Source organism: Nocardiopsis sp. iso_40, from assembly GCF_056173285.1.
On the sequence record NZ_CM149666.1, the window covers coordinates 3,400,047 to 3,423,542 of the forward strand.

Annotated in this window: 21 protein-coding genes; 9 read left to right on the forward strand and 12 right to left on the reverse strand. The window is 73.1% G+C overall.

From position 1 onward, the window contains the following. Nucleotides 1-69: 69 nt before the first annotated feature. Both AC0VYD_RS14915 and AC0VYD_RS14920 read right to left on the reverse strand, forming a co-directional pair. Nucleotides 70-825, reverse strand: coding sequence for a CoA-transferase subunit beta (locus AC0VYD_RS14915; RefSeq protein ID WP_475476137.1), 756 nt, complete (start codon nucleotides 823-825; stop codon nucleotides 70-72). Beyond that, nucleotides 822-1,706: a CoA transferase subunit A gene (locus tag AC0VYD_RS14920; RefSeq protein ID WP_475476138.1), complete on the reverse strand. Its 885-nt coding sequence runs from the start codon at nucleotides 1,704-1,706 to the stop codon at nucleotides 822-824. Before AC0VYD_RS14920 ends, AC0VYD_RS14915 begins: the two co-directional genes overlap by 4 nt. A gap of 179 nt (nucleotides 1,707-1,885) precedes the next feature. Here AC0VYD_RS14920 and AC0VYD_RS14925 point away from each other — a divergent pair, with 179 nt between their 5' ends. Continuing rightward, complete coding sequence (locus AC0VYD_RS14925; RefSeq protein WP_475476139.1) at nucleotides 1,886-2,689, forward strand: IclR family transcriptional regulator domain-containing protein; 804 nt, start codon at nucleotides 1,886-1,888, stop codon at nucleotides 2,687-2,689. Nucleotides 2,690-2,743: 54 nt separating this feature from the next. Here the strand turns inward: AC0VYD_RS14925 and AC0VYD_RS14930 are convergent, their stop codons facing one another. Further along, nucleotides 2,744-3,286, reverse strand: coding sequence for a CGNR zinc finger domain-containing protein (locus AC0VYD_RS14930; protein ID WP_475476140.1), 543 nt, complete (start codon nucleotides 3,284-3,286; stop codon nucleotides 2,744-2,746). A 25-nt stretch (nucleotides 3,287-3,311) separates the two neighbouring features. Between AC0VYD_RS14930 and AC0VYD_RS14935 the strand changes: the two genes are divergently transcribed. Further along, nucleotides 3,312-3,455, forward strand: a complete 144-nt coding sequence (locus AC0VYD_RS14935; RefSeq protein ID WP_475476141.1) for a hypothetical protein — start codon at nucleotides 3,312-3,314, stop codon at nucleotides 3,453-3,455. Between the two features lie 156 nt (nucleotides 3,456-3,611). Continuing rightward, a complete protein-coding gene (locus AC0VYD_RS14940; protein ID WP_475476142.1) occupies nucleotides 3,612-4,490 on the forward strand; it encodes an aldo/keto reductase in 879 nt (292 codons plus the stop codon). Between the two features lie 63 nt (nucleotides 4,491-4,553). Here the strand turns inward: AC0VYD_RS14940 and AC0VYD_RS14945 are convergent, their stop codons facing one another. Then, nucleotides 4,554-5,168, reverse strand: coding sequence for a TetR/AcrR family transcriptional regulator (locus tag AC0VYD_RS14945; protein ID WP_475476143.1), 615 nt, complete (start codon nucleotides 5,166-5,168; stop codon nucleotides 4,554-4,556). Between the two features lie 89 nt (nucleotides 5,169-5,257). Between AC0VYD_RS14945 and AC0VYD_RS14950 the strand changes: the two genes are divergently transcribed. Next, on the forward strand, nucleotides 5,258-6,295 hold the full coding sequence (locus AC0VYD_RS14950) for an aldo/keto reductase (protein ID WP_475476144.1): 1,038 nt from the start codon (nucleotides 5,258-5,260) through the stop codon (nucleotides 6,293-6,295). 213 nt (nucleotides 6,296-6,508) lie between these two features. Beyond that, nucleotides 6,509-7,846 carry an IS4 family transposase gene (locus AC0VYD_RS14955; RefSeq protein WP_475476145.1) on the forward strand — a complete coding sequence of 446 codons (1,338 nt, stop codon included), beginning with the start codon at nucleotides 6,509-6,511 and terminating at the stop codon, nucleotides 7,844-7,846. A gap of 25 nt (nucleotides 7,847-7,871) precedes the next feature. Here AC0VYD_RS14955 and AC0VYD_RS14960 read toward each other — a convergent pair whose 3' ends face one another. Next, nucleotides 7,872-8,393, reverse strand: coding sequence for a GNAT family N-acetyltransferase (locus tag AC0VYD_RS14960; protein WP_475476146.1), 522 nt, complete (start codon nucleotides 8,391-8,393; stop codon nucleotides 7,872-7,874). A gap of 214 nt (nucleotides 8,394-8,607) precedes the next feature. On the opposite strand from AC0VYD_RS14960, the gene AC0VYD_RS14965 reads away from it, so the two are divergent. Further along, nucleotides 8,608-10,437 carry a glycoside hydrolase family 13 protein gene (locus AC0VYD_RS14965; protein ID WP_475476147.1) on the forward strand — a complete coding sequence of 610 codons (1,830 nt, stop codon included), beginning with the start codon at nucleotides 8,608-8,610 and terminating at the stop codon, nucleotides 10,435-10,437. A gap of 67 nt (nucleotides 10,438-10,504) precedes the next feature. On the opposite strand, the gene AC0VYD_RS14970 is transcribed toward AC0VYD_RS14965, so the two are convergent. Together AC0VYD_RS14970 and AC0VYD_RS14975 are read right to left on the reverse strand one after the other, a co-directional pair. Next, nucleotides 10,505-11,248, reverse strand: coding sequence for a thioesterase II family protein (locus tag AC0VYD_RS14970; RefSeq protein WP_475476148.1), 744 nt, complete (start codon nucleotides 11,246-11,248; stop codon nucleotides 10,505-10,507). Between the two features lie 359 nt (nucleotides 11,249-11,607). Further along, nucleotides 11,608-12,597, reverse strand: coding sequence for a helix-turn-helix transcriptional regulator (locus AC0VYD_RS14975; RefSeq protein WP_475476149.1), 990 nt, complete (start codon nucleotides 12,595-12,597; stop codon nucleotides 11,608-11,610). Between the two features lie 71 nt (nucleotides 12,598-12,668). On the opposite strand from AC0VYD_RS14975, the gene AC0VYD_RS14980 reads away from it, so the two are divergent. Beyond that, a complete protein-coding gene (locus AC0VYD_RS14980) occupies nucleotides 12,669-15,017 on the forward strand; it encodes an ATP-binding cassette domain-containing protein (RefSeq protein WP_475476150.1) in 2,349 nt (782 codons plus the stop codon). Nucleotides 15,018-15,149: 132 nt separating this feature from the next. Here the strand turns inward: AC0VYD_RS14980 and AC0VYD_RS14985 are convergent, their stop codons facing one another. The 3 genes from AC0VYD_RS14985 to AC0VYD_RS14995 form a co-directional block, all read right to left on the reverse strand. Continuing rightward, on the reverse strand, nucleotides 15,150-15,608 hold the full coding sequence (locus AC0VYD_RS14985) for a nitroreductase family deazaflavin-dependent oxidoreductase (RefSeq protein ID WP_475476151.1): 459 nt from the start codon (nucleotides 15,606-15,608) through the stop codon (nucleotides 15,150-15,152). 154 nt (nucleotides 15,609-15,762) lie between these two features. Next, entirely contained in the window at nucleotides 15,763-17,112 is a 1,350-nt protein-coding gene (locus tag AC0VYD_RS14990; protein WP_475476152.1) for a GNAT family N-acetyltransferase, read from the reverse strand. Nucleotides 17,113-17,183: 71 nt separating this feature from the next. Next, complete coding sequence (locus AC0VYD_RS14995; protein WP_475476153.1) at nucleotides 17,184-18,473, reverse strand: GNAT family N-acetyltransferase; 1,290 nt, start codon at nucleotides 18,471-18,473, stop codon at nucleotides 17,184-17,186. A gap of 196 nt (nucleotides 18,474-18,669) precedes the next feature. Here AC0VYD_RS14995 and AC0VYD_RS15000 point away from each other — a divergent pair, with 196 nt between their 5' ends. Together AC0VYD_RS15000 and AC0VYD_RS15005 are read left to right on the forward strand one after the other, a co-directional pair. Further along, the gene (locus tag AC0VYD_RS15000; protein WP_475480272.1) at nucleotides 18,670-19,665 is read left to right on the forward strand and encodes an N-acetylglucosamine kinase; all 996 of its coding nucleotides are present in this window, start codon (nucleotides 18,670-18,672) and stop codon (nucleotides 19,663-19,665) included. Nucleotides 19,666-19,784: 119 nt separating this feature from the next. Then, on the forward strand, nucleotides 19,785-20,633 hold the full coding sequence (locus AC0VYD_RS15005) for a siderophore-interacting protein (RefSeq protein WP_475476154.1): 849 nt from the start codon (nucleotides 19,785-19,787) through the stop codon (nucleotides 20,631-20,633). Between the two features lie 43 nt (nucleotides 20,634-20,676). Here the strand turns inward: AC0VYD_RS15005 and AC0VYD_RS15010 are convergent, their stop codons facing one another. Together AC0VYD_RS15010 and AC0VYD_RS15015 are read right to left on the reverse strand one after the other, a co-directional pair. Then, a complete protein-coding gene (locus AC0VYD_RS15010; RefSeq protein ID WP_475476155.1) occupies nucleotides 20,677-22,035 on the reverse strand; it encodes a dihydrolipoyl dehydrogenase family protein in 1,359 nt (452 codons plus the stop codon). 291 nt (nucleotides 22,036-22,326) lie between these two features. Then, nucleotides 22,327-23,490 (reverse strand): RNA-guided endonuclease InsQ/TnpB family protein, encoded by a 1,164-nt coding sequence (locus AC0VYD_RS15015; RefSeq protein ID WP_475476156.1) that lies wholly within the window; start codon nucleotides 23,488-23,490, stop codon nucleotides 22,327-22,329. Between the last annotated feature and the right edge of the window lie 6 nt (nucleotides 23,491-23,496).

Here is a 23,496-nt window from a genome sequence, read left to right on the forward strand (position 1 = left end):
TACCTAACAGTGTTAGGTAGCGTACCCGCCCGTGTTTGGACGACCCCGGCCGGGCTCAGGCGGCCCCGGTCAGGCGGCCCCGGTCAGGGAACGGACCACCGAGAGTTCGGTCGCGGTGGGGGCCGGGGTCCGGGCGAGGTCCTCGGAGACCCGCAGGTCCCAGCCGGTCGCCTCGCGCACCGCCGCCGCCTCCACGCCAGGGTGCACGCCCACGAGGGTGAGTTCGCGGGTGAGCGGGTCGGGTTCGAGCACCCCGAGGTCGGTGATGACCCGGACGGGACCGGCGCCGGTCAGCCCGAGCCGCTCTCGGTCCCCGGGGCCGGTGCCGTGGCCCACCGAGGTCACGAAGTCCACCCTCTCAACGAACGCGCGCCGGCTGTGCCGCATGATCACGATGACCTCGCGGCAGGAGGCGGCGATCTCGGGGGCGCCGCCGGCACCGGGAAGGCGCACCGCCGGGTCGTCGTAGGCCCCGATGACGGTGGTGTTGATGTTGGCGTACCGGTCGATCTGGGCGGCGCCGAGGAAGCCGGCGTCGATACGCCCGGCCTGGAGCCAGTAGTTGAAGACCTCGGGCACCGAGACCACGGTGTCGGCGGTGTCGGCGAGGACCCCGTCGCCGATGGACAGCGGCAGGCGGTCGGGGGACGCGCCCAGGGTGCCGGACTCGTAGATCATCCACAGGTCGGGGGCGTGGGTGCGGCTGGCCACGTTGGCAGCGGCGCTGGGGAGCCCGATGCCGACGAAGCAGGCCGTCCCGTCGCGCAGCGAGCGCGCCGCGGTGACGGTCATCATCTCGTCGGCGGTCCATGTCACGGTGGTCACGCGCCCCTCCCCGCGGACTCGGGGCCGTCCGCGGACCGGTCGGCCGCGGCGGGCTCGGCGGCCACCCGGGCCGCGGCCGGACGGGTGGCCGAGGTGAGTTCGGCGAGCCAGGCGGTGAAGGCCTCTCGGTCGCGACCGATCGCGTCCCAGGCCCGGTAGGCGGCGTTGTCGCGCTCGTAGTAGCCGTGCGCGTAGGAGGGGGCGGCGCCACCGGGGACGACGCTGACCGCGTCGACGACCCGGCCCGGCAGGATCACCTGCCCGGGGACGGGTTCGAGCTCGTGCACGACCTCCTCCACGGTGACCAGGACCCGGTCGGCGGCCAGGGCGGCCTCCTTCTGGATGCCGGTGATGCCCCACAGCTGCACGTTGCCCGCGGCGTCCGCGCGCTGGGCGTGGATCACGGTGACGTCGGGGTTGAGCGCGGGGACGGCGGCCAGCTCCTGTCCGGTGAAGGGGCAGGTGATGGTCCTGATGTCGGGGGTGTTCCCGGCCAGGTCGGTACCGCTGTAGCCGCGCAGGACGGCGAAGGGCAGGCCGGAGGCGCCCGCGACGTAGCGGTTGGCCATCCCGGCGTGGCTGTGCTCCTCTATCTCCAGCGGGACCGGCCAGGAGCGGGTGACGGCGTCCCGGAAGCGGTGCAGCGATCCCACCCCGGGGTTGCCGCCCCAGGAGAAGACGAGTTTGCGCGCGCACCCGGCACCGATGAGTTGGTCGTAGACGATGTCGGGCGTCATCCGAACCAGCGTGAGGTCGCGCAGGCCCTGGCGGATGACCTCGTGCCCGGCGGCCACGGGAATGAGGTGGGTGAACCCCTCCAGCGCGACGGTGTCGCCGTCGTGGATGAGCTGCCGGACCGCCTCGTCCAGGGGCACGGCCATGGCGACCCTCCTGTTCGCATAGCGCACATTTGTTCACATTGAGAACTTACTGGGTACGAACGTAGCGGCGATCACAGTGAGGGTCAAGGCGTGCCCCACCTGTTCGGTATGAGAACATCGCGATGACCGCGGCCCGCCGCACCGCGGCCGCACCCCCGACCCCGATCCCGGAAGGCCTCATGACCACCGAAGAAGCCCCCGACCGCGGAGCCCACTTCGTGCAGTCCCTGGAACGGGGGCTCATGGTCGTCCGCGCCTTCTCGGCCGAGCGCCCGGCCATGACCCTCAGCGAGGTCGCACGCGCCACCGACCTCACCCGGGCCGCCGCCCGGCGCTTCCTGCTGACCCTGGTGGACCTGGGGTACGTGCGCACCGACGGCCGGATGTTCTCCCTCACCCCGCGGGTACTGGAGCTCGGCTACGCCTACGTGGCCTCCGCGGGTCTCCCCGACGTGACCCAACCGCACCTGGAGGACCTGTCCGCCCGCGTGCACGAGTCGGCTTCGGTGTCGGTGCTGGAGGGCGACGACATCCTCTACGTCGCCCGCGTGGCCACCTCGCGGATCATGGCCGTGTCCATCTCCGTGGGCACCCGCTTCCCCGCCTCCACCACCTCCATGGGCCGGGTCCTGCTGGCCGGGTACGACGACGCCGGGCTGGACGCCTACCTGGACCGGGTCGAACTACGGCCGCTGACCCGGTTCACCGTCACCGACACCGCCGAACTGCGCGCGGAGATCCTGCGCGTGCGCGCACAGGGGTACGCGATCGTCGACCAGGAACTGGAGGAGGGCCTGCGCTCGCTGGCCGCCCCGATCCGCGACGACGCCGGCCGGGTGATCGCCGCCGCCAACGTGTCCGCGCACGCCAACCGCTCATCGATCGAGGACGTACGCCGCGACCTGCTCCCCGCCCTGCTGGAGACCACCGCCCGGATCGAGGCCGACCTCGCCTCGGTCGCCCGGCGCGACACCGCCGGCTGACCCCTTGGGTCCGGGCGGGCGGTGTGCGCGCCCGGGCGGGAGCGCGGCCCCGGCCTACCGTGCGCACCCCTCCGTGTCCTCGAGGGCGCGGGCCCGGTGCCGGCGGACGGCGTCGCGGTTGCCGCAGGCGGGTGAGCAGTACCGCTGGCGGCCGTTGCGGGAGAAGTCCGCGTAGACGTGCGCGCACCCCCGGGCGGCGCACCGGCCCAGGCGGCTCATGCCCCGGCCGGTCAGGTGCAGGGCGGTGCCGACGGCGACCAGCGAGGCGATCTGCCGGTGGGCGGGCAGGTCGTCCGGACGGTAGTGCAGGTGCCAGCCGGTACCCGCGTGGTCGGTCAGCCGCGGCGGGCCGGAGAACTCCGCGAGAAGGGTGTTGAGCCGCCCGGCACGGGTGGGCTCGTCCGGGCTGTCGACGACGGTGGCCCACCCGGCCAGGAAGTCGCGGACCGCGATGAGGTCGCCCTCCGCCACCGGCCTCTCCAGGAGGAACCCCGCCTCGGCGCAGCGCCGTTCCAGGTCGGCGGTGTCGGCGAGCGGTTGGTTGACCAGGTCCACCGCGAGCGTCAGGGGCCCCTGGCCGTAAGGGTTGAGATGCATGATGCCATTACACCAGGGTGGGCACATGACCGGACACGAACACCGTTGGACCACCGACTCCGCCCATGCGACCAGCGAGGGCCTCGTCAGCTACCAGCGCTGCCGTTGCGGCGGGCACCGCGTCACGCTCTCGGTGCCGGCCACCCGGGCCCGCCCCGGCCGCCCCTGAGCACGCCACGACCCCGCCTTGCGTCCCTCCCGCGACGCCTGGGATCCTGCCGGGCCCGACCGAAAGGGCGACACGGAGCGGCGGACACCGGCCGTGCCCCGGCGAACTGGCACCATGGCACGGACCCGGCCGCCGTGCCGCAGTGGAAGGAAGACCGTGACCGACGCACACGCCGCACCGCACATCGCAGAACAGGCCGGAACCCTCCTCCTCGGAGGCGACCTACCGGTCCATCGCCTGGGTTTCGGGGCGATGCGGATCATCGGCGAGGGGGTGTGGGGCCCGCCCCGCGACCGGGACGAGGCACTGGCCGTGTTGCGGCGGGCCGTCGAACTCGGGATCGACTTCATCGACACCGCCGACTCCTACGGCCCGCAGATCAGCGAACAGCTCATCCGCGAGGCGCTCTACCCCTACCCGGAGGGCCTGGTCATCGGGACCAAGGCCGGGTTCGTCCGGACCGGGCCCTCCCAGTGGCACAAACTGGGCCGTCCCGAATACCTCAAGCAGCAGGCGGAGCTGAGCCTGCGCAACCTGGGGGTCGAGCGGATCGACCTGATGCAGCTGCACCGCATCGACCCCGAGGTCCCGCTGGCCGACCAGCTCGGCGCCCTGGTGGAGCTCCAGCAGGAGGGCAAGGTCCGCCACATCGGCCTGAGCGAGGTGAGCGTGGACGAGCTGTCCGCGGCCCGGGCGGTCACCCCGATCGCCTCGGTGCAGAACCAGTACGCGCCCTCCTTCCGCCAGTCCGAGGACGTCCTGGAGCAGTGCGAGAAGGACGGTACCGCTTTCCTGCCCTGGGCGCCGGTGGGCCGGGGCGAGATGGCCTCGGCGGAGTCCCCGCTGGCCGCGATCGCCGCCGAGCACGGGGCGAGCCCGGTGCAGCTCGCCCTGTCCTGGCTGCTGCACCGCTCCCCCGTGATGCTGCCGATCCCGGGCACCTCACGGGTGGCGCACCTGGAGGAGAACACGGCGGCCGCGGCCGTGCGCCTGTCCGAGGCGGAGGTCGACCGGATCAGCCAGCTCCTGTCCTGAGACGTTCCCGGCGCTCGGGCCGGGGCTCCCGGCCCGAACCGCCCCCGAACCGGCGCGGGGCGGTCAGCGCACGTAGACGCCCGCGCGGGCGGCCGCGACGGCCGCCCGCGCACTGCGTTCGGCGGCCTCCTCGTCCAGGGCGCCACCGCTGGCGAGCAGCCGGTAGTACAGCGGAGCGGAGACCGCGCGGACGACCTCGTGGGCGTCGGTGCCCTCGGGGATTTCGTCCCGTTCCACCGCCCGCTCCACGCAGGGCGCCCACTCGCGCACGCGCACCTCGTAGAAGCGGTGCAGCGCCCGCGCGGTGCGTTCGTCGCAGGTGGCGGCGGCGATGATCGCCTTGAACAGGGGCCCCTGGCGGGGGTGGGCGAGGGTTTCGCGGACCAGGCGGGCGTTGGCGGTGAGGTCCCCGACCAGCGAACCGGTCTCCGCCCTGGGCTGTGACTGCTCGGCCATGTCCTGGAGCAGGTCGGCCACCAGAGCGGGCACCGAACCCCAGCGGCGGTACACGGTGGTCCGCCCGACCCCGGCCCGGCGGGCGACGTCCGCCAGGTCCAGCCCGTCCATGCCGCGTTCGGCGAGCGCGTCGCCCGCCGCCTCCAACACGCACGCGCGCACCCTGGCGGTCCGGCCCCCCGGCCGGGTGCCCCCGTTCCCGGGTTCCTCGGACAGCACCATGCAGGGACTCCTCTTCCGTCAACGGTCCTTCTCCTGCTAGCGTACGCAGACCACTAACGGGATTTTAGTCCCATTAAGAGAGGAGCTCCATGCGATACCGCACTCTGGGCGCCAGCGGCCTGCGCGTACCCGAACTGAGCCTGGGCACCGGTACCTTCGCGGGCAGCGGTCCCCTCTTCGGGGAATGGGGCACCGCCGGGCCCGAACAGGCGCGGCGCCTGGTGGACCTGAGCCTGGACGCCGGGGTGACCCTGTTCGACAGCGCCGACGTCTACTCCGACGGTGCGGCCGAGGAGGTCCTCGGGCAGGCGGTGCAGGGCCGCCGCGACCGGGTCCTGCTGTCCACGAAGGTCGGGCTGCCCACGGGCGCGGGGCCCCAGGACGCGGGGACCTCTCGTTCACGGCTGATCCGCACCACCGAGGACGCGCTGCGCCGACTGCGGACCGACCGCATCGACCTGCTGCAGCTGCACGCCTTCGACGCCTCGACCCCGGTGGAGGAGACCCTGTCCGCGCTGGACGCGTTGGTCCGCGACGGCAAGGTGCGGTACCTGGGCGCCTCCAACTTCTCCGGTTGGCAGCTGATGAAGTCCCTGGCCGCCGCTGACCGCCTGCACACGCCCAGGCACGTGGCGCACCAGGTGTACTACTCTCTGGTGGGGCGCGACTACGAGTGGGAACTGATGCCGCTGGGACTGGACCAGGGGGTGGGCGCCCTGGTGTGGAGCCCGCTCGGCTGGGGGCGGCTCACCGGCCGGATCCGCCGGGGCCAGCCGCTGCCCGAGCGCAGCCGCCTGCACCGCACCTCCGACTTCGGCCCGCCGGTGGCGGACGAACTGCTCTTCGACGTGGTGGACGTGCTGTTCGAGGTGGCCGCGGAGACCGGACGGACCGTCCCGCAGGTGGCGATCAACTGGCTGCTGCGGCGCCCCACCGTGGCCTCGGTGATCATCGGGGCCCGGACCGAGGAGCAGCTGCTCGACAACCTCGGGGCGGTGGGCTGGGAACTGGACGCGGAGCAGGTGGAACGGCTGGACGCGGTGAGCCGCCGCGAGGCGCCCTACCCCTACTACCCGTACCGCCGCCAGGAGGGCTTCGCCCGGCTGGACCCGCCGCTGTTCGCCTGAGCGGCCGGAACGGTGCGGGTCGCACATCGGCGGACCGGGGCCCGCCGACGCGGCCCCGCACAGGCCCGCACCTGTGCGGCTTTCACGGTACGCGGGCTAGACGCAATGCTGTTCAGTTAAGGGTTGTGGTGGTCCGTCAACCCTGACCCAGACGAAGAAGGGGCTCCCTGGTAGGACAGCTGTATCTCACCCCAGCTGTTCCCAAGGAGCCCCTTGCCCGACCATTGTGTCACGACCCGACAGACCCACCACGCACCCGGCGCCCTGGCCCCCGGCCACCTGGGAGAACTCACCCAGATCGTGCCTTTTGAGATGGTCGATTCCGTCCTGGAGGAATCCAACAGCCACCAACGACGCTCACGCCTGCTTCCCTCCCGCGTGGTCGTCTACCTCCTGCTCACAGCCGGACTCTTCACCCACTGCGGCTGGCCCGCCCTGTGGCGCAAACTCACCGCCGGGGTGAGCCTGTGCACCCAACCGGCCGCCTCCGCACTGTTCTACGCCCGCAAACGCCTGGGCCCAGCACCCCTCAAAGCTCTGTTCGAGCTGCTCTCTGGCCCCACCCACAGCGCCCACCGCTTCCACGGGCTGCTGGTGTGCGCCATCGACGGCACCCTGCTGGACGTACCCGCCACACAAGCCAACCGGGCCGTGCACCGCTCCAGCGGAGCCACCCGCTGGGCCGGGGCCGGCTACCCCCAAGTACGGTTGCTCGCCCTGGTCGCCACCGGATCCCGGGCACTGCTGGGCGCGGTCTTTGGACCCGTCACCCAGGGCGAGACCACCATGGCCGCCCGTCTGCTCCCAGCCATGGGTCCGGGCCAGCTCATCCTGGCCGATCGCGGGTTCGACGCCGCCGACCTGCTCAAAGATCTTCATGCCAGCGGGGCCCAGCTCCTGGTTCGGATGGGCTCGCAGAGCAAACCCCGCCGCCTTCGTCGTTTGGGCGATGGCACCTGGCTGGTGCAGCGCGGCAAGGTACGGATGCGGCTCATCCAAGCCCAGATCACCATCGCCACAGACCAGGGCGAGCGCACCGGCTCCTACCGGCTGGCCACCACTCTGACCGATCCCGACCTGTATCCGGCCACGGGTCTGGTGGCGCTCTACCACCAGCGGTGGGAGATCGAGACCGCCTACTGCGAGCTGAAGTCGGCCCTGCTCGGGCGCCGGGTGCTGCGGGCCAAGGACCCCGAGGGGCTGGAACAGGAGGTGTGGGCGCTGTTGGCCACCTACCAGGTGGTGCGGTGCGCGATCGCTGACGCGCTGACCGCTACCGGGCACAGCCCGCTGCGGGCGAGTTTCGCGGTGGCGGTGGAAAGCGCCCGCGACCTGCTGGTGCGGGCCGAGAACGTCATCGCTGGCGAGCGCATCGACGTGCGGGGGTTGCTCGGGCGGCAGGTGTTGGCGAACCTGCTGCCCGAGCGGCGTCTACGCACAGTGCCTCGGGTGGTCAAACGCGCGATCTCCAAGTACCACGCCCGCTCCAACGGGGTGGATCGGACCACGTACAAGGCCACCGTGGACATCGCGGTGTTGACAGACCCTTGAACGCCTTAACTGAACAGCATTGGGGCTAGACGGGGCGCAGGCGGAAGACCTGCAGACGCATGTTGTAGTACTTCTCCGTCTCGCCGACCCATTCCATCCCGAGCCTGCGCGCGACGGCGATCGCCCGCTCGTTGCGGGGGCGCGCGACCGCGAACACCTCCTCGATCCCCTGCTTGAAGGCCCAACCGATGATGGCCTGGCTCGCCTCGGTGGCGTATCCCTGCCCCCACACGTCCGGGCGCAGGGCCCAGGTCAGCTCGAAGTCCTCCTCGAAGGGGGGGAGCAGCTTCAACGACAGCCCTCCCACCAGCAGCCCGTCCTCCTTGCGAACGATCGCCCAGCGCCCGGCGGGCGGGATCAGGTTCGGTCCCGCCTCGATCCAGGCGTGCAGCACCGAGCGCATCGCGCTGATATCGGTCACCGGTTGCCACTCCGGCGTCAGCCAGTGCGCGACCTCCTCGGCCCCGTAGATCTGAAGGGCCGCCTCGGCATCGCCCAGCTCCCACTCCCTGATCAGGAGTCGTTCGGTTGGCAGCTCAAGGCTCATATCACAACGTTAACCGTTCCGGTGGAGATGGGCCAGGGGTGGCCACACCACCACAAACCGGCCCGGCGGCCCGAAGACCGCCCGCGGCGGTCCGGTGGCCGGGGCGCAGCGCACCGCCCTCTGCAAGAGGAGAGCGAAAATACTTTCGCAAGCATGACTTTTTCTTGCCATTATGTGAGGGATCCTTTCATCGGTATGTACGGAGCGTCCCCGCATGCGGTTCAGCCACGACCCCCACCACGACGGGTCACCCGACTACGTGACGATCCACGACGACCGCGCCCGGCTCCGCGTCCGGGTCCCCGGCGGTGCCGACGCGGTGTACGCGTACGTGGTGGAGGACGGCGAGGCACGTCTGGTGGAGGGTGCACCGGAGTCCGCCGCTGGCGGGGTCAGCTGGTTCGCGGTGGAGATCCCCCTCCTGCCGGTGGTGACCCCCTACCGGTTCGCGATCGTGCGCGGGCGCCGGTACACCTGGCTCAACCAGGCGGGCGCCCACGACCACGAGGTCACCGACGACGGCGACTTCCGCCTGCTCACCGGGCCCAACCCGCCGTCCTGGGTACCCGGGACCACCGTCTACCAGATCTTCCCGGACCGGTTCGCCCGCGACGACGACTCCGTCGGCCCCCTCACCGAGCACCCCGACTGGGCACACCCCCGCGCCTGGGACGCCGAGCCCGCGGGCTCCGGCCCGGCCGCCGCCGGGGAGTACTACGGCGGAACCCTGGAAGGGGTGCGCCGCCGCCTGGACCACCTGGCCGACCTCGGCGCCGAGGTGGTGTACCTGACCCCGTTCTTCCCCGCCCGGTCCACACACCGCTACGACGCCTCCAGCTTCACCGAGGTGGACCCGCTGCTGGGCGGGGACGCCGCCCTGCGCGCCCTGACCCGGGAGGCACACGCGCGCGGCATGCGGGTGATGGGCGACCTCACCACGAACCACACCGGCGACGAGCACGAGTGGTTCCGCGCGGCCCGGTCCGACCCGGACTCGGAGGAGGCGGGTTACTACTACTTCACCGACCACCCGGACGGTTACGTGAGCTGGCTGGGGGTGGGCTCGCTGCCCAAGCTCGACTACTCCTCGGCCGCGCTGCGCGAGCGCGTGTACGGGGCCGACGACTCGGTGCTGGTGGACCGCCTGGGCGGCGAGGAGGGACTGGACGGCTGGCGGATCGACGTGGCCAACATGACCGGCCGCCTGGGCGCCCAGGACGTCAACCACAAGGTCTCCGGTGAGATCGCCGCCCGGATGCGCGAGGCCGCACCCGAGGCGTGGTTGCTGGCCGAGCACTTCTACGACGCGGGCCCCGACACCCGGCACGACGGCTGGCACGGGGTGATGAACTACGCGGGGTTCACCCGGCCGGTGTGGGCCTGGCTGAACACCGGCCCGGAAGGGGTCCGGTACGCGGCCACGCACACCTCGGCGCCGCTGCCGAGCAGCGGTGCCGCGGAGGCGGTCCGGGCGATACGGGCCACCAACGCGGGGCTGCCCTGGCGGGTGCGCGCGCACAGCGTGAACGCGCTCAGCACCCACGACTCCGCACGGTTCCGGACCGTGGTGGGTGACCCGGTGCTCCAGGCCGTCGGTGTGGCCGCGCAGGCCACGCTGCCGGGGGTGCCGTTCGTCTTCGCCGGGGACGAGATCGGCCTGGAGGGGCGCGACGGGGAGAACTCGCGGCGCACCATGCCCTGGCACCGCCCCCAGGACTGGGACCGGCGGGTCCTGGACTCCCACCGGCGGCTGCTCGACCTGCACCGGAGCCTACCCGCGCTGCAGACCGGGGGGCTGCGCTGGCTGGACGCGGGAGAGCACCACATGACGTTCCTGCGCTCGCTGGGAGAGCAGGTGGTCCTGGTGCACCTGACCGACGGCCCGCACGGTGAGCGGGTGGCCGCGCCGGGCGACCTGGACGCCGCCGGCCTGGAGGTCGTGGAGTGCGACGGCGGGGTGCGGGGCCGGTTCGGGGACGGGGCGGAGCTCTCCGCCCGGGGCCCGGGATACCTGGTGGCCGCGGGGGTCCGCCAGGCGGGCTAGCAGCGGTGGCCCGCCGGGACGGGTGCGCGGGGGCGGGGGCGTGCGGCGCTCCCGCCCCCGCGGGCGGTCACAGGAGTGCCTCGACGTCCTTGGTGATCCGGGCGACCACCTCGGCCGTGCGGCCGGTGAAGTAGAAGTGGTCGCCGGGCAGGGTGTGGTGCGCGAAGTCGCCCTCGACGTGGTCGGCCCAGCCCGCGAGGCGTTCGGGGGTCATCCCCCGGTCGTCGGCACCGCCGAAGACCGACAGCGGGACCTCCAGCGGCGCGGCGTCCGGGTCGGAGCTCCAGGTGTCGACCAGTTCCAGGTCGGCGCGCATGAGGGGTTCGACGTAGGCCCACAGGTCCGGGTCCTCCAGCGCGCTCCGCGGGGTCCCGCCCATGCGGACGATGGCCTCGCGCAGGCGGTCGTCGGAGGCCAGGTGGCGGGGCTCGGCGCGCTCGGGGCCGGGTTTCGGGCTCCAGGCGGAGGCGCCGAACCACAACGGCGGGGTGCCGGCGCCGGTGAGGCGGCGGGTGAGCTCGTAGGCCACCAGCGCGCCCATGCTGTGCCCGAAGAGCCCGAAGGGCCGGTCGAGTTCGGGGCGGATCACCTCGTGCATCCGCTCGGCCAGGGCTCCGGCCTCGCGGACGGGTTCGGCACCGGAGCTGCGGGCCCGCCCCGGGGCGTCGAGGAGGCAGATCTCCCAGTCCGCGGGAAAGTGCCGGACCCAGCCCCGGTACCCCAGGTGGGAGCCTCCCGCGTGGTGCAGGACGAAGAGCCGGAAGCGGCTGTGGGGAACGGATCTGAGCCGGGTCAGGGCGCCCTCGTGCACGGATCTCCTCGCCTTTCTACCAATGGGTAACAACGTGAACCTACCAGCCAGTAATAAACCGGAGGCAACTCGGAGGACCTGCCCGGCTCCCCGCGCGGACACACCCGCACACCCTCCCCGGGGCGGCCCGGACGGAAACCGCCCCGCACGGCGCCAGAGGACCGCGGAGAGCACGAAGCACCCGAAACGCTGCACCGCGGAGGCCGGGACCGCGTTCCCGTACGGCCCCGGGGCCCGGGCAGCCCTGGGAGCACGTCCCCGGAGCCGACCGTACTGGCCTGGTGCGAACGGCACCCCGGTGCGCGCCGGACCGGGGTCCGGCCGCGCCCGGTCGGCGACGGCCTGCGGCGGGGAGAGGCTCAGGCACCGCCCCCGGGGCCGTCGGCGGCGGGGCCGACCGCACGGCCCAGCCGAGCCGAGAGTTCGGCCGTGTACCGCCTGAGTTCCCCGGGCCCCTCCACGGTGAAGTCCAGGCCGGTCAGGGCCAGCACGAGGGAGATCCACTCGTAGGAGTCCACCCGGGCGGTGTAGCGGGAGCTGTCCGGACCGACCGCCTCCAGGGAGCCGTCCACCCGGGTGACACGGGCGGCGACCTCGGCCGCCGGGGCGTGGAACAGCACCGTGACGGAGTGCCGCTCCTCCCCCGCCCCGAACCCGCGCTCCAGGTGTGCGGCCAGGTCCTCGGCCGGGAGCTCCCTGGGGGTGAACGCGGCCCGGGTCGGGGTGAGGCCGGTGATCCGGTCGAGCCGGAAGGACCGCCAGTCCTCGCGGTCCCGGTCCCAGGCGAACAGGTACCAGCGCCGCCCCAGCATGACCAGCCGGTAGGGGTCCGCCCTCCGGCGCCGCTCCAGGCCGTCGCGGCCCCGGTGGGTCAGCCGTACCCAGTACCCGGCGGCGACCGCCTCCCCCAGGCCGGTGAGTACGTCCGCCGGAGCGCCGGGCCAGACCCGCCGTCCCGGGTCCACCGCCGTGGCCAGGGATCCGGCGCGACGGGACAGCCGGGAGGGGAGCACCCGTTCGATCTTTCCCAGGGCCCGTTCGGCCCCGTCCTCCGCGCCCTGGACCCCGCTGTGCCCGCCCGCGACCATCCGCAGCCCCAGGGCCACGGTGACCACCTCGTCGTCCTCGAACATCAGCGGCGGCACGGCGTTGCCCGCCACCAGCCGGTAGTGGCCGCCGGGACCGCGCAGACTCTCCACCGGGTAGCCGAGCTCGCGCAGGCGGTCGATGTCGCGGCGCACCGACCGGGTGCTGGTGCCCAGCGCCTCGGTCAGGTCCGCGCCGGACCAGGCCCGCCCGTTCTGGAGGAGTGAGAGCAGGCGGAGCATCCGCTGACTGGTGTCGGCCATCCCCGGATTCTTCCCGAACTCCGGGTGATTGTGGCCGGATTCTGACCACAATTTTCCTTAGCGTGGCCACCATGACCCTCACGACGCCGCAGGACAGCACAGCCGCACCCGGGATCACCGTGGTCGGCGCCCGGGAGAACAACCTGCGCGGGGTGGACCTGACCCTGCCCCGGGAACGGCTCACCGTGTTCACCGGGGTGTCGGGGTCGGGCAAGTCCTCCCTGGTCTACGGCACCATCGCCGCCGAGTCCCAGCGCCAGCTCAACGAGGCGCACGACAGTTTCACCCGCACCCGGATGGCCCGCCTCGGCGTACCCGACGCCGACCGGCTGGAGAACCTCACCGTGACCGTCGCCGTGGACCAGCGCAGGTTCACCGGCAACGCGCGATCGACCGTGGGCACCGCCACCGACCTCGCCCCGCTGCTGCGGCTGCTGTTCTCCCGGATCGGTGCACCCTGGGCGGGCTACTCCCCGGCCTTCTCGTTCAACGACCCCTCCGGGATGTGCCCGGAGTGCGAGGGGTTGGGCACCGTGCGGCGCATCGACGCCGACGCGCTGCTGGACCCCGCCCTGTCACTGGACGAGGGTGCGATCAGGTTGCGTACCTTCGCCCCGGGCTCGTGGCGGTGGAAGCGTTACGTGCATGCCGGGTTGTTCGACCGCACCCGGCCGCTGGGCCGCTTCACCGCGGGGGAGCGCGACCTGCTGCTGTACGCCGAGGGGGTGCGCCCGCCCGACCCGGACCCGGAGTTCCCGGTCACCGGGGTGTTCGAGGGGGTGGTCCCCCGGATCACCCGCAGCCTGCTGGACTCGGCCGCGCTCAACCAGCGCGACCGCGACGAGCTGGAGCGGGTGGTGTGGCGGGGGCCCTGCCCGGAGTGCGGCGGCGCGCGGCTGAACCAGACGGTGCTGGCCTGCCGGATCGACGGGCGCAACATCGCCGACCTGTGCGCGCTGCCCGTCTCCGGGTTGGGCGCCGTGGTCGCGGCGATCGACGACCCGCGGGTGGCGCCGGTGACCAGGTCGCTGCTGGAGCGGATCCGCGGTCTGGAGGAGGTGGGTCTGGGCTACCTCAGCCTGGACCGGGCCTCGGGCACGCTGTCCGGCGGCGAGGCGCAGCGGGTGCGGCTGGTGCGGCACCTGGGCGGGTCACTGACCGGGCTGACCTACGTGCTGGACGAGCCCAGCGCCGGGTTGCACCCCGCCGACGTGCACCGGCTGACGGGGCTGCTGCGGCGTTTGCGCGACAAGGGCAACACGGTGCTGGTGGTCGAGCACGACCCGGACGTGATCGCCGTGGCCGACCACGTGGTGGACCTGGGCCCGGGGGCGGGCGGCGAGGGCGGCCGCGTGGTCCACGAGGGTTCGGTCGAGAGTCTGCGGGCGGCCGACACCCCCACCGGCCGGTACCTGCGCCGCCCCCGGACGGTGCGGGCCCGCGCGCGTACCCCCCTCGGGAGCGTGCGGATCCGCGACGCCCGCCTGCACAACCTGCGCGGGGTGGACGTGTCGTTCCCCACCGGGGTGCTGACGGCGGTCACCGGGGTGGCGGGGTCGGGCAAGAGCTCGCTCGCGCACGGGGAGCTGCCCCGGGCCCGGCCGGACGCGGTGGTGCTCACCCAGGGGGCGCTGCACGGCGGCCCCCGGTCCACGCCGGTGACCTACCTCGGGGTGCAGGACGCCCTGCGCGGACTGTTCGCCCGCGAGCACGGGGTGGCGCCCGGGTGGTTCAGCGCCAACTCGAAGGGGGCCTGTCCGACCTGTCGCGGTCGCGGTGTGATCGTCACCGACCTGGCCTTCCTCGACGACGTCGAGACGGTGTGCGAGGACTGCGCGGGGCTGCGCTTCAACGCCAGGGCGCTGTCGTACACGCTGAACGGCCGCAACATCGCGCAGGTGCTGGCGATGACGGCGTCCGAGGCGGGGGAGCCGGCGGACCGGGGCGGGTTCCTGGCGGGGCCCGCCGCCCGGGAACCGGGGGCCGGGAAGGGGTCGGCGCCCGGGGAGACGGTGATCGCCGGGGCCCTGGAGCGGTTGGAGCGGGTCGGCCTGGGCTACCTCGGGTTGGGCAGGTCCCTGGACACGTTGTCGGGCGGCGAACGCCAGCGGCTCCGGTTGGCCCGGGAGCTGGCCGGGTCCGCGCGGCTGTACGTGCTGGACGAGCCCACGACCGGGCTGCACGGCGGCGACGTGGCCGGGCTGGTCGCCCTGTTCGACCGGATGGTGGACGAGGGGGCGACGGTGGTGGTCGTCGAGCACCGGATGGACGTGGTCGCGGCGGCCGACCACGTGGTGGACCTGGGCCCGGGGGCGGGCGGCGAGGGCGGCCGCGTGGTGTTCGAGGGGACGCCCGCCCGGATGGCGGCCTCGGGTACGGGTGCGACCGCTGACGCCCTGCGCGCCCACCTGGCCGGGTGAGCGGCCGGGCCCGGGAGCGCAGGGGAAAGCGCAGGGGAACAGGCGGGACGGCGGGGGACAACGGGGCAGCCGGGACGGGGCCCGGACTGCCCCGGAGACGAGGCCCCGCACCCGTAGGCGAGCCGGCGCCGGTCAGTCGGCCCGTTCGGCGACGAACACGGGGATGACCCGCTCGGTCTTCTCCTGGTAGTCGGCGTAGGGCGGGTAGGCCGCCACCGCGCGGTCCCACCACGCCCGCCGCTCCTCGCCCCCGACCTCCCGCACACGGACGGCGAAGGGCTCGGGGCCGTCCTGGAGGGCGACCTCGTCGGGGGCCGCGCGCAGGTTGTGCACCCACGCGGGGTTCTCGGGCGTCCCGCCCTGGGAGCCCACCAGCGCGTACGCGCCGTCGTGCTCGACCCGCATGAGGGCGACCTTGCGGACCTTGCCGCTGCTGCGGCCGCGCATGGTCACGATGACCACGGGCATACCGGTGTCCATGAGGGTGTTGCCCTCGCGTCCGCCGGTGCGCTCGTACAGCTCCACCTGTTCGCGGACGAACCTGGACGCGCTCGGCTCGTACTCGCCCTGTAGGACGTCACTCACGGACATCGCTCCCTCTGGAGTTCGGTTACGGAAGACACCCCGATCGTGCCACGGTCGGCCGTTGGCGGGGAGCGCGCGACATACCCGGTTCCGTGCCCCTGGGGAGCGCCCCGGGCCGGTGTGTCCGCCGCTTCCGACACCCGCGGGGGCCGAGCCCGGCCTAGAAGTCCTGGTCGCAGAAGGGAGCGTCGGGACGGGACAGGGCGGTGTCGAGGAGGTTCACCGCACCGGTGGTGTGTTCGGTGAGCAGGCCGGTGCGCAGGTACCCGGTGAGGGCGTTGCCTCCCAGGTGGGCGGCGCCCAGGCGGGACACGTCCAGGGACAGGTCGGGGGCGGCGGCGGTGGCCTCGCAGGTGGCGCCCGAGCGGTCCGCGCGCAGGTGCCAGCGGCCCGCGTTCCAGGGCGCGTGCCGGTCCGCCACCTCCAGGACCACGTCCACCGGGGCCGCGTAGGAGCGCTCCGCGAGCGCGGCGGGCACGTCCACCAGGCGCAGCCACAGGGCGTCGTCGAAGGTGGTGGCCAGCCGGGTGGGGTCGGCGAGCAGGTACTGGAGCGGATCGTCCTGGGCGACGCTCGCGAAGTCCACCCGGGCGACGAGGTCGCGGGTGAAGAGGTGTTCGTACAGGGCGGTCCAGGCGGCCGGGGAGTCGGCGGTGATCTCCTCGACGTGCAGTTCGGAGGCCCGGTTGCCGTCCTGCCACTTGCGCAGGGTCCGGTACAGCGCGTATCCCCGCGGACCGTCCGCCCCGGAGACCACGACCGCCTTGAGGAAGCTCCTGCCCTCGCGGGTGTCGGGGGTGTCCCGCAGGGCGGCGTCCCAGAAGGCCGGGGACCGCTGGAGGCGTCCGGTCTGGACGGCGGCCACGGTGGCGTGTACCCGCTCCAGGTCGGCGCGGGCACCGCAGGCGCGGACGAGTTCGGTGTTCAGGCCGGGGTCGCGGGGCGCGTCCGGGCGCAGTCGGGCGTGTTCGACCCGGATGCTCGACCGGTACTCGCTGTTGGCGGGCGCGTAGCCGAAACGGCCGTAGATGGCGCCCTCGGAGGCCCACAGGACGGCGAGGTTCTCGCCCCGGTCCCGGATGTCGGCGAGCTGGCGGCGCATGAGCGAGCTCAGCACCCCCTGTCGGCGGTGGGTGGGCCACACCCCCACACCGGTCACCCCGGCCACCGGCCGGATCCCGCCCGGAACCGCCATCCGGAAGGAGAAGGCGTTCACCGAACCGATGACCCTGCCGTCCCCGACGGCCCGCTGGTCCCCGGAGGGTTCCCCCTTCCCGGCCCGGTCCGCCTCGACGGCCAGGAGCAGGCGCCCGTAACCGTCCTCGGCCAGGAGCGGGGCGAGGCGTTCACGCGAGACCTCGCGCTCGTCCGAGACCAGGAGGGCCTCCCCCACGACCTCGACGACGGCGGGGAAGTCCTCCCTGCCGCCGGCGCGGACCGTCCACCCGCGCTCGGCGGGGCGTTCCCGCTCCGCCTGTTCCACTCGCTCCGACTTCCTGGCCTGAGTCATACCGTTCCGTTCTGTTCGGCCGTGTGCCGTGGCGGGGCCGGGAGCCCCCGGCCTCTCCGCGGGTGCGGGGACTAGAAGACGACCCCGCAGAAGGGTGCGTCGAACCGGTGCAGGGCGGTGTCGAGGGCGCCGACCGTCCCGGGGGTGTGTTCGGTGATCAGCCCCGCGCGCAGGTATCCGGTGAGCGACGCCTGGCCGAGGTGGGCGGCGCCGAGGTGGTGGACGTCCAGGGAGAGGTCGGGGGCCCCGTCGGCGGGCTCCACCCGGGCGCCCTCGGCTCCGGCCTTGACCCGCCAGCGTCCGGCGTTCCAGGGCGCGTACCGGTCGGTGACCGCCAGGACGGCATCGAAGGGGGCCGCGTAGGGCCGCTCCGACAGGGCGCCGACCATGTCGACCAGGCGTACCCACAGGGAGGGGTGGTGCTGGGCGACGGCCCGGCCCCGGTCGGTGAGCAGGTGGTGCAGCGGGCAGTCCGCCGGGAGGGAGTCGAAGACGACCTTGGCGACCAGGTCCCGGCTGAACAGGTGCTCGAACAGGGCGGTCCAGGCGGCCGGGGAGTCGGCGGTGATCTCCTGGACGTGCACCTCGCCCTGGGCGCCGTCGTCGGCCCACCTGTTCCTGGTGCGGTAGAGGGCGTAGCCCGCGGGTCCGTCCTGGCCGCCCACGACCGCGGCCACCAGCGGGCCCCTGCCTCCGCGCTGGGCGGCGTCGTCGCGCAGGCTCCGGTCCCACCAGGGCCCGGTGCGGCGGAACTGGCCCACCTGGGTCGCGGCGACGGCGGCGTGCACCCGTTCCAGGTCGGCGCGCACCCGCTCCGGTTCGCGCAGGACGACTCGCAGGGCGGGGTCGCGGGGGGCATCGGCGCGCAGGGTCCCGTGGGGGCGGCTGACGCCCGTCGACAGTTCCGTGCAGGCGCTGCCGTAGCCGAAGCGCTCGTAGATGGACCCCTCGGAGGCCCACAGGGCGGCGTAGCGCACACCGTCGGCGTGGATGTCGGCGAGTTGGCGGCGCATGAGCGAGCTCAGCACTCCGCGGCGGCGGTGGGTGGGCCACACACCCACACCGGTCACCCCGGCCACCGGGACGGGGCCGCCCGGCATGGTCATCTCGAAGGGGAAGTGGTTGGCGGTACCGATGACCTCCTCCTCGCCCTCGCTGTCGTCCACCGCCACCAGGAGGCGCTCGTAGCCCAGCGCGTCGTGGAGCGGGCGCATCAGGCCCAGCATGGTGTTGAAGTCCTCGCTGGACAGGAGGGCCTGGCCGAAGACCCTGGCCGCCCTGGGGAACTCGTCCGTGTCGCTGTGGCGCACGGGCCACCCCGGGGTCGGTGCCGCGGGGTCCGCCTTCTGGTTCTCGCTCATAGGGCAAGCAATACCAGCGCTCCCGGAGCGGCGGCCACTGGTTTTAGCCGTGGTGCCGGTCTCCTCGGCGGCTCGGGGCACGGGGCCGCCCCGGTCGGGTCAAGGGCGAGTAAGCCGGTCCCGCCCGGGGCAGGTTCCGGGTGTGACGACACAAGAGACCCCTACGCCTCCCGACGCCCCCGGACTGGTCGTGGGGGTGGACGCCGGAGGCACCACCACCCGTGCCCTGGTCACCACCCTTCGCGGCGAACGCCTGGGCGAGGCCTGGGCGGGGGGAGCGAACCCCAACACCCGCGGCCCCGAGCAGGCGGGCGAGCAGCTGACCGAGGCGATCGGCACCGCCCTGGACCGGGCCGGGCCCGGCGCGCGCGAGGCCGTGGCGGCGAGCGTGGTCGGGCTGGCCGGGTACTCCGCGCTGCGCGACGGGAGCGTCCGGACCAGGTTGGAGCGCGCCCTGGGCAAGGCCGGACTGGCGCCGACCGGGCGGGAGTTCACCGGTGACGACGTCGTCGCCTTCGCCGCCGGGACCCCCGAGCGCCACGGCACCGTCCTCGTCGCGGGGACCGGGGCGATCGCCGCCCGGATCGAGGACCGGCGCCGCGGCAGGTCGGCCGACGGCATGGGCTGGCTGATCGGTGACGAGGGGTCGGCTTTCTGGATCGGCCACCAGGCGGCCCGGGAGACCGCCCGCCAGCTCAGCCGCGGCGGTGAGCTCAGTCCGCTGGCCCGCACGGTGGCCAAACAGGTCATCCCCGGGCAGCGCCCGAGCGGCACCGACCAGTGGCCCGAGGAGCACGCGCGCGACTTCGCCCGTGCCCTGAACGCGGTTCCCCCGGTCGGTCTGGCCGAACTCGCTCCGCTGGTCACCGACGCCTACGAGGCCGGCGACGAGGCGGCGGTGGTGATCGTGAACGCCGCCGCGGGCCACCTCGCGCAGTCGGTGCACCAGGTGCGCGTCCCCGGGGAGCCCCTGCCCGTGGTCCTGTCCGGCGGTGTGCTCACCCGTTCGGCGCCGGTCCGCGGAGCGCTGACCCACAAGCTCACCATGGGAACCGGTGCCCCGGTGATCCTGGCCGGGTGCACCTGTGGGGGTGCGGCCTGGCTGGCGGCGCTGGGCGCGGGGGCCGAGGAGCGCGACCCCGGCCTGCACGAGGCCTTCACCCGGCCCGAGCGCGTGGCCGCCCCGACCTGACCGCTCGGTGCCCCGGCCGGGCCGGGTGGCCGCCCCGCTCCTCCGGTTTGCCCGGCTCCGACACGGTGTCCTACTGTATGCATGGTTAGGCTTACCTAACTTTGACGAGAGGGGACGCCGTGACGGAGCGGCAGGCGCGTCCGAAGAGGACCGTGCACACCGGCCGGGTCGAAAGCGTGGAGCAGCTGACCCCGCACATGATCAGGATCGTCCTGGGCGGTGAGGGTCTGTCGGAGTTCGCCACCGGCGGCGCCACCGACAGCTACGTCAAGCTGCTGTTCCCACCGCCCGGTCCGAACGATCCCGACTCCTTCGACCTCGACGCCGCCCGGGCCGAACTCCCCCGCTCGGAGTGGCCCCTCACCCGCACCTACACCGTGCGCGCCTGGGACCCCGGCACCCGTGAACTGACCATCGACTTCGTCCACCACGGCGAGGTCGGCCTGGCCGGGGTGTGGGCCGCCGGTGCCGAGCCCGGCGACCGGCTGCGCCTGCTCGGCCCCGGTGGCGGTTACGCGCCCGGCCCCGAGGCCGACTGGCACCTGTTGGCCGGGGACGAGAGCGCCCTGCCCGCCATCGCCGCAGCCCTCGAACAGCTGCCCGAGGGGCGCCCGGCGCACGTGTTCGTCGAGGTCGAGGACGCCCGCGAGGAACAGCCCCTGGCCGCGGCCGAGGGTGTGCGCGTGCACTGGCTGCACCGTGACGACGGCATCCCGGGGTCACGACTGGTCCCGGCCGTGCGTGCCCTGGAGTTCCCACCCGGGGACGTCCAGGCGTTCGTGCACGGCGAGGCCGGTTTCGTCCGCGACCTGCGCCGCCTGCTACGCGTCGAACTCGCCCTGCCCAAGGAACGCCTGTCGGTGTCCGGCTACTGGCGTCTGGGCCGGAACGAGGACGGCTGGCAGGCATCCAAGGCCGAGTGGAACCGGAGCGTGGAGGCAGAGGAGGCCGCCGCCCTCCGCGGCTGAGCGGCGGCCCCGCCGTTCCGGCGGGCGGCCCCTCCCCCACAGCTCAGATATCGAGGGATTCCAGGGCGACCAGGTAGCCCTCGTTGAATGTCGGGAACTGCGGGATCGTGTCCCGCAGGGCCGCGATCGGCAGGCCCATGCGGATCGCGAGCGCGGCCGTGTGGATCCACTCCGAGGCCAGCGCGCCGAACGCCCAGGCCCCCACCAGGACGCCGTGCTCGCGGTCGGCGACCAGCCCCAGGGATCCCCGCGGGTCGGTGTCCATGGTCCAGGGCCGGGCCAGGGCGGCGGTCAGGTCCGTCTCGGCGGTGACGGCGTCGATCCCCCGCTCCCTCGCCTGGGCCTCGGTCAGCCCGACCGCCGCGACCTCAGGGTAGGAGAACACAACCCGGGGCACGGCCGTGTAGTCGGCCGCCCGGTCCGCGCCGAGGATGTTGTCGGCGACCACCCGCCCCTGGTACTTGGCCACGTGGGTGAACATGGCCCGGGCGGTGACGTCCCCGACGGCCCACAGCCCGGGGGCGGCCCGGCAGCGGTCGTCCACCGGCAGCGCCGCCCCGTCCAGTTCCACACCGAGCTCGGCCAGACCCAGCTCACCGGCCCGGGACCTGCGCCCGGTGGCCAGGACCACCACGTCGGTCCGGACCCGCTCACCGTCGGAGAGGACCGCGGCGACGCCGTCGCCCTCCCGGGCCACCGACTCGACCTGGCTGTCCAGGCGGACGGTGATCCCGTCCCGGTCGAACTGGTCGCTGACGAGCTCGCACAGCCGGGGGTCCTCGCGGTCCAGGAGCCGGGGCCCGCGCTGGACGATCGTGACCCGGGTGCCCATCCGGGCCAGGAACTGGCCCAGCTCGACACCGACCGCGCTCCCGCCGACCACCAGGGCGCTCCCGGGGATCTCGGTCAGGGTGGTCGCCTCGCGGTTGGTCCACAGCACGTCGGGGCCGAGGCCGTCCAGCCCGTCGATCGGCGGGACCTGCACGCTCGCCCCGGTGGCCACGACCACGTGGCCGGCGGTGTGCTCGGTGTCGCCGACCGCCACCCGCCAGGGGTCGCGGCCCACGATCCGCGCGGCGCCCCGCAGGACCAGGGCACCGCGCTCCCGGTAGCCCTCGACCTGCGCGGAGTCGTCGAGGTGGCGGATCATCTGGTCCCGGTAGGAGCGCAGGGCGGGCCAGTCCAGTGCGGGGTCCCCGACCCCGGCGGCGCCGACCGCCTCCTCGCGCACCTCCGGGGGGCGCAGCAGCACCTTCGTGGGGATGCAGGCCCAGTAACCGCACTCGCCGCCGACGAGGTCGCGTTCGACCACCGCCACCCGTCGCCCCGCGGTGATCAGACGGTCGGCGACCGTCTCGCCGCCCGGGCCCATCCCGATGACGATCGCGTCCAGGTGCTCCATGAGGTCCTCCCGAGAGGCCACCGGCTCGGACCCGGCGGCCAACCACGATGGTGTCCCCGGGGAGGGGTCCAAGGGAAGAGCCGACACGCGTACCCGGGGCCCCGGGTGCCGGGCCCGGGAGGGGGATGCTGGGGCCGGGCCCGGCCCGGGCCCGTCGGCTCGCTCGTGGAGCCTGCCGGGGTCGGCCGGTGGGGCGCCTCGCAGCTGTCAGCCTCTCGGCCCTGAAGGACCGAACTTGCGGTTGAACACCTGACTGGCTGCCAGGAACGTCCACCGCGTCTTACCCCGATCCTAGAATCCGGGTGGGACGTGTGACTTCCGCCCCGCGTTCCATACAACCCCACCACGGTAGGCGATGTTGCGGGAAGCGTTCCGGTCGGCGTGCGCAACGACGCCGCACGACCGGCAGACAAAGGAGTCCTGACTGATGCGGTTGCCCTTCTCGCGGTACTCGCACCAGCTACACGTCTGGGACGTGTACGCCGGATCCACGAACACCACGGGCACACCCGCCCGCCTGGCCTTGTAGACGATAAAGCTCCCGAGCTGGGCGAACGCCCAGGAGTGCAACGTGACCCGTTGGGGCTTGCGAAGCCGTACCCTCTGCCGGATGCCCGAAAGATCTTCCAGGGCGATCCCGCGCGAGGTGCGTTCAGCCTCGGCCACGATGCGTTTGGAGATGCAGTGGTTGGCGTCCTTGGCAACGCGTGATTCCCTGCATCGCTGCCGCTTCAACACACGTTTGGCGGACGTGGTGCCCTTGGCCTGCAACTTCTGGCGTAGACGCTGCTGCCGCCTGCGGTACCGGTTGAGCTTGCGCCCGGCCATGACACGGCCATCACTGGTGGTGGCGATGTTGACGATCCCCAGATCCACACCCAGGAATCCCTCCGGGTCATACTCCTCGTCGTCGGGCACGGTGAGCGTGACGGACAGGAACCACACGCCGTCCCGATACAGCAAATCGGACTCTCCACGCTTGTGCTCGCCCAAGGCCTTGGCCGCATCAGGTGAGCAAGCGAAGGGCACGTCCTTCAACCGTCCCCGGACAGTCCACAACGAGATCGTGCGGGCGTCCACACAGAAGGAAAGGTTCCTCTGGTCGTAGGGCTGTGCGGCGTCCGACCGGAAGACGATCGGTTTTTCCTCGACGCGCTTGCGCCGCTTCGACCCGGGTTTTCCATAGTTCCCGGCCTTCAGGTTGGCCTTGAACGTCGTGTAGGCGTCGGCGACCTTCTTGACGACGTGCTGCGCTGCTTGGGATCCGACACCGGCCGCGCGCACGTCGGCGTAGACGAGCTTGCGCAGCGCGTAGTTGCGGTGGGCACCTTCGCTGTGGGCGATCCGGGAAACACGGTTGGCCTGCTCGTTGACCGTGTGCAGGGTTGCCTCAAGCGCCGCCGCCTGTCCGGGCGAAGACGTGAGCTTGAGCTGCACCACGATCGTGGACACCACCGCATC